The organism is Halobacillus sp. BBL2006 (assembly GCF_000786645.1).
In the GTDB taxonomy this organism is placed as follows: Bacteria; Bacillota; Bacilli; order Bacillales; family Halobacillaceae; genus Halobacillus.
The window spans coordinates 1-6,198 of sequence record NZ_JRNX01000016.1; the positions used below are offsets into that span (position 1 = coordinate 1).

5 protein-coding genes are annotated in these 6,198 nt (G+C 43.8%); 1 reads left to right on the forward strand and 4 read right to left on the reverse strand.

All coding sequences use genetic code 11. The annotated features are described in order from the left end of the window. Positions 1 to 189: 189 nt before the first annotated feature. The 3 genes from pdxS to guaB form a co-directional block, all read right to left on the reverse strand. Complete coding sequence (gene pdxS / locus LD39_RS00600) at positions 190 to 1,074, reverse strand: pyridoxal 5'-phosphate synthase lyase subunit PdxS (RefSeq protein WP_035541722.1); 885 nt, start codon at positions 1,072 to 1,074, stop codon at positions 190 to 192. Between the two features lie 123 nt (positions 1,075 to 1,197). Next, positions 1,198 to 2,532, reverse strand: a complete 1,335-nt coding sequence (locus LD39_RS00605; RefSeq protein WP_035541724.1) for a serine hydrolase — start codon at positions 2,530 to 2,532, stop codon at positions 1,198 to 1,200. A gap of 106 nt (positions 2,533 to 2,638) precedes the next feature. After that, positions 2,639 to 4,108: an IMP dehydrogenase gene (gene guaB, locus LD39_RS00610; protein WP_035541726.1), complete on the reverse strand. Its 1,470-nt coding sequence runs from the start codon at positions 4,106 to 4,108 to the stop codon at positions 2,639 to 2,641. 203 nt (positions 4,109 to 4,311) lie between these two features. Between guaB and LD39_RS00615 the strand changes: the two genes are divergently transcribed. Next, a complete protein-coding gene (locus tag LD39_RS00615) occupies positions 4,312 to 5,025 on the forward strand; it encodes a YaaC family protein (protein ID WP_035541728.1) in 714 nt (237 codons plus the stop codon). A gap of 15 nt (positions 5,026 to 5,040) precedes the next feature. Here LD39_RS00615 and LD39_RS00620 read toward each other — a convergent pair whose 3' ends face one another. Then, a complete protein-coding gene (locus LD39_RS00620; RefSeq protein WP_035541729.1) occupies positions 5,041 to 6,141 on the reverse strand; it encodes an HD-GYP domain-containing protein in 1,101 nt (366 codons plus the stop codon). Positions 6,142 to 6,198 lie beyond the last annotated feature (57 nt).

Consider the following 6,198-nt stretch of genomic DNA (forward strand, 5'->3'; position numbering starts at 1 on the left):
GTTTCCTTTATCTCCTCCAGCTCAGTTGAGTTCCGAACCGTAGCCCCTCGAGACATAAGTCAATCGCTTCCGTGAAGAAGACACTTCACTGCAACCGATTGTCTTATGCTTTTCGGGCCTCCCAACGGTTCTTCACATCCTAGAAGTCCAGTCCGTACGTCGCTAAACAGTCGCCTCCACACTTAAAGCTTATTGACTTCTATCCTGCATGCGTTGGTCTGCAGTGAGGGTGGACATTTCCATACCTTTCATTGCCGTACCAAGACCTTTAGAAAGTTCGCCAATCAGCTTGTAATCGTCATAATGAGTTGTTGCTTCTACAATCGCACGAGCAAATTTTTCAGGGTTGTTGGACTTGAAGATTCCAGAACCGACAAATACCCCGTCTGCACCAAGCTGCATCATTAGAGACGCATCAGCTGGTGTTGCAATCCCGCCTGCTGCAAAGTTTACAACTGGAAGACGTCCTTCTTCACGAATTTCCATCAAAAGATCAAATGGAGCGCCGTTTTCTTTTGCATATACCATAACCTCATCTTCAGAAAGACCACGAAGATGACGGATTTGGGATTGGACTTTACGCATATGGCTTACGGCTTCAACGATGTTCCCTGTTCCAGGTTCACCTTTGGTACGAAGCATGGATGCTCCTTCACGAATACGACGTGTCGCTTCGCCAAGGTCACGGCAACCACATACGAATGGTACTGTGTAGTCATCCTTTTTAATATGGTAAATCTCATCCGCAGGTGTGAGCACTTCACTTTCGTCGATATAATCAACGCCCATAGCTTCAAGTATACGAGCTTCTGTGATATGCCCGATACGTGCTTTAGCCATGACTGGAATTGAAACAGCATTCATAACTTCTTCGACAATGGTCGGGTCAGCCATACGAGCGACACCGCCAGCTGCACGAATATCCGCTGGAACGCGTTCTAGAGCCATTACGGCTACTGCGCCTGCTTCTTCAGCGATTTTAGCTTGCTCGGCATTTACGACGTCCATGATGACGCCACCTTTTTGCATTTCGGCCATTCCACGTTTTACGCGATCCGTACCTGTTTGTGACATGATACATTCCTCCCTATTTCGGCTATATCGATCTTTCATTGAATGATCGTGAATCATAGATTCTTATCCTCTATTGTAACGCAATATAGACTCAAATCCTACTATTTATATTGGCTATTATAATTAGAACCAGCCTTTCACCATATCGACAGCACCTGAAAATACATCACTGAAAAAGTCACCGATGCCACCGATCATGAGCATGAACCAATTAGACTTTTCAACGGCGGAAGTGGTTACTAAATCAACAGTTAAAGAGTCTTTACCCGGAAGGATATTTCCATAGGTCTCTTCCCCGTTATAGACCAGTTCAGCTGTACCGATTTTCTGCCCTTTTTCTACAGGGGCTTCAATCTTTCCGCCTTCATTCATCTGATCCTTGGAAATATTATATTTGATCGAGTATTGCTCCTCTTCTCCGTTTTTCACAAGAGTTTGAAGAGCTTCTTTCGTTTCAACTTCTACTGTATCTTCTTTTCCTTTTGCTACTTCAAGTTTGGATTGATCTTCAAGCTGATAACCAGCTTCAAAAAGTTTTTTCCTCTCGAAGTGCTGGAATCCGTAGTCAAAAAGTTTTGCCGTTTGACGAAAACGAGATTCTCTGGAGTCTGCCTTCATAACCACAGCAATAAAACGCTGTCCGTCCCGTTTAGCTGTTCCTGTAAAGGTATTTCCGGCAAGCTCCGTGTATCCGGTTTTCAACCCATCGACGCCTTCGTAGCCGAATTGTGAAAGGTAGCCTGGCATATTAGGAATCATCCAGTTCCAGTTTGTAATGGTTTGTCCATCAAATTCTGCCGTTGGTTTGCTGGAGAATTCCAAGGCTTCAGGGTAATCGTTAATCAAATGATACCCAAGCAGGGCAGCGGATCTTGCAGACAGCATGTTCGTTGCATCAGGCTCTGTACCTTCAGGATAGTTATCCCCTAAGTGAGAATTGTTAAGCCCTGTTGCATTGACGAATTCATAATCCGGCAATCCCATTTCCTTCGCTTTTTCATTCATCATTTTAATAAATTCACCTTCAGAACCTGCGATCAGTTCTGCAAGGGTGATGGTTGTTGCATTATCGGAATTTACAGCCATCGCTGTATAAAGTTCTCGTACCGTATAATCTTTATCCATCTTCAAACCTACACCTGAAAACTCAGGATTTTCAGATATTCCAAAAGCATACGAGTCAATCTGAGTTGTCGTGTCCCAGCTGATTGACCCTTCATCTATCGCTTCAAGTACTAAGTACTCTGTCATCATTTTCGTCATACTTGCTGGAGGTAAGGTTAAATCTGCCTCTTTCTCATACAAAACCTTTCCTGTCTCAGCGTCGACTAAAATAGCTGACTTCGCCTCTAAGTCAACCGTTGCCGCATATGTATCCTTAGGATAAGCAAAAACTCCGGTCATTGTCATAATAAATGCCAACGTAATGGCCAGTGATGCTTTGAATCTTTGTATCAAATTCTCTCGACCTCCACCCTTAAAATATGCATCTTTGTTATTTTATCACATGCCTAAACAAAAAAATAGACAGGGAAAAGTCCCTGTCTAGCAACTATTTACCAGGTCAAACGGAGTAGTTTGGTGATTCTTTTGTAATCTGAACGTCATGTGGGTGACTTTCACGCAAACCTGCTCCGGTAATCCTTGTGAACTTCGAATCTTTTCTAAGTGCTTCGATCGTCGGAGTGCCGCAGTACCCCATACCTGAACGTAAGCCCCCAAGCAGCTGGTGAATGCTGTCTGCGAGTGGCCCTTTATACGGCATGCGTCCTTCAATACCTTCCGGAACAAGCTTTTTAGATTCTTGTTCGCTTTGGAAGTAACGATCTTTCGAGCCAGATTCCATAGCACTGACGGATCCCATTCCACGATAAACTTTGAATCGGCGTCCCTGGAAGATTTCCGTTTCTCCAGGACTCTCACTGACCCCGGCAAGAAGACTTCCGAGCATAACGGCATGTCCACCGGCTGCAAGAGCTTTCACAATGTCTCCAGAATATTTAATTCCACCATCGGCAATGACTGGTTTGTTATACTTTTCCGCTTCTCTTGCACAATCGTAAACCGCAGTAATTTGAGGAACTCCCACTCCTGCAACAACACGAGTGGTGCAGATAGATCCAGGTCCGATTCCGACTTTTACAACATCCGTACCCGCTTCAATCAGTTCGCGAGTCGCATCTGCTGTCGCTACATTTCCCGCGATGATGTTGATTTCCGGGTGTTTTGCACGGATTCGTTTCACCTGGTCAATGACACCTTGAGAATGGCCGTGAGCAGTATCGACAACAAGAGCATCCACCCCTGCATCGACAAGCTTATCAATACGCGTCATCGCATCCGCAGTCACTCCAACAGCTGCTGCACATAGCAAGCGTCCTTGCTCGTCTTTAGCTGAGTGCGGGAACTCGATTACTTTTTCAATATCCTTGATGGTGATGAGCCCTTTCAAGATTCCCTGTTCATCCACCATTGGAAGCTTCTCGATCTTGTATTTTTGCAAAATTTTCTCAGCTTCATCCAATGTCGTACCCACTGGTGCTGTTACAAGATCTTCACTCGTCATAACGTCGCTGATCAGGATCGAATAATCTTCAATAAAGCGAAGGTCGCGGTTTGTAATAATTCCGACGAGCTTCTGCTCATCTACGTTGTTTACAATTGGGACCCCAGAGATACGGAATTTACCCATCAGGTGTTCTGCATCGAAGACCTGATGTTCTGGTGTTAAGAAGAATGGATTTGTAATGACTCCACTTTCAGAGCGTTTGACACGATCGACGTGCTCGGCTTGTTCCTCAATTGACATATTCTTGTGGATGACGCCAAGGCCTCCTTGACGGGCCATCCCGATCGCCATGCTCGCCTCTGTCACAGTATCCATACCTGCACTGATGATAGGCATATTCAATTTCAAGGTCGGGCTTAGTTCTGTTGCTAAAGACACGTCCCGAGGCAATACATCCGATTTGGCCGGCAATAAAAGGACATCATCAAATGTTAATCCTTCTTTTGTAAACTTATCCTCACGCATGCTTGATCTCTCCTTTTTCATCAAATAGTTTGGGTAAAGGTGGGTAAAATAAGTGGGAAATACGTAACACAATTACTTATTGTTATTTACAATACGACAATGATAGTGCTTTTTCAACCTTAAAAAAATTGGTATAAATTCACTGTTTCGATTGAAAGCGCAAGCATTTCCTAATTTAAGAAAATGGAAAGGAGAGAAAGCTTTTGAAAAATGCTGACACCATCCTTACATACTTACAGGTTACTGCCCATACAAGGCCTTTCCTGTCTGCTTGTTACGAAAAGATCCAACATCCAAGAGCTGATCACCATGCTTACCACAATGCGGAACGATTTATGTATGGATTGAATATGGGAAACGATTACTGGACAACAGCTGAACACACGCCGCTCAGTGTACAGCCGCTTCTCTACTACTATGGATTGAATCATTATTTAAAAAGCCTGCTTCTGACCGTCGACCCGGGTTACCCTGCCACTGCAAAAGTTTTGGCTCATGGATTATCGACGAGAAAACGAAAAAAGCAGCATTATCGTTTTTTAGAGGATGATGTACGCATTCAACCTCATGGACTCTTCCCTTATGCCGCCCATCATTTGTTTGGTTTTACCTCTGGCAAAGAAAAAATATCAATGGACGAGCTTCTATATCCGTTAGAACCGATGGCTTCGATCTATCAATTCAAGCCTGTTGCAGCAAGAGAAAATGCGGAAGCATGGCCGCCTATTCTAACTTATTTTGCTGTTTTATATAACCTAAGTATGCTCGTACGTTATGAAGGGGAATGGTGGGGGGAGATGCAGCAAATGAGAGACCGGGAAGATTATGTTTTTATCGTCCACTTTCTGAAAGCTGCCTCGGAGCAGATCCCTCTTCTCATCTCTGAATGGTTAAAAGAGCAGTTTGCTTCCATGTAAGCAAACTGCTCGTCTTTAATCAATAACTTCTTCAATGTGTAAGTGGAGATGCTCTTTCAATTGATAAATCTCACTATTATCATCCAATCGAATCATTGGTCTAGTCGGGTGTGTGTGATCCACAAACAAGACCTCAGCTGTTTTATTATTCGACAAGCGCACCTTTGATCCTGTTGAGAAATGGATCATTTCTTTCACCAGGGCTTGAATGACTTTATGATCATAACGCCCAAACTGTTCCTGCAAAATTTCTTCCAGTACTTTTAAAGGTGCTTGTTTTTTACGATATAAGCGTTCCGAAGTCATTGCGTGGTACATATCACTCACTGCAATCAACTGACTGAATGGATGGAGTTTTTCTTGGCGAAGTCCAAGCGGATAGCCGCTGCCATTCAGTCTCTCATGATGCTGGAGAACCGCTAGCTTAGCACCAGAACTAAGCGATGGGATTTTTTCGACTAACCGATAGGAGTAAGTGGGATGCTTCTTCACCTGATTATACTCCTCTTCACTTAAAGGACCTTCTTTGTGAAGAATTTTCTCATCGACCTGTGACATGCCGCAATCACTTAATACTCCGGCTAAACCGACTTGAATCCACTCTCCATAATTCGATCCCATCTGATGAGCCAAATAACCGGACATCATTCCCATGGTTACACTGTGGTGATAGAGGTAGTCTTCACTGGAAGAGTAGTGATGCAGTAGAAACACGTCTTTTTTTACTTCCACTGCCTTTTCCAAAAGGGGAACCATGACTCGGCGAACGGCTTGAATATCAACAGGAGATCCGGCTTTCCAGTTGGCAAACCATCTTTTATACGATTGTACAGCTTCCAGGTACTGTTCTTGAAAAGAGAATGGGGTAAGTTCTTGTGGAGTATCATTCGTAGTTGCGGATGCTTCTTCGTCCTCCATCTGATGATTTGGTATAAAAGGCTGACCATCGTTTAATTTCGTGGCAACTTCGACAGACTGAATTGAAAAATCTCTTAAAACACTGATATGTATAGGATGAACGACTGTATTCTTAGGTACGATCGGACGATTGGTACGCCCCATCACATCTTTTGTGATGATACATCCTGACGTTAATTGTGACGGATGAACCCGCATACAAATTCCACCTCTCCTCGTGAATTAAAATAAAAAAAGCCGCCTGCCGCTATGAAG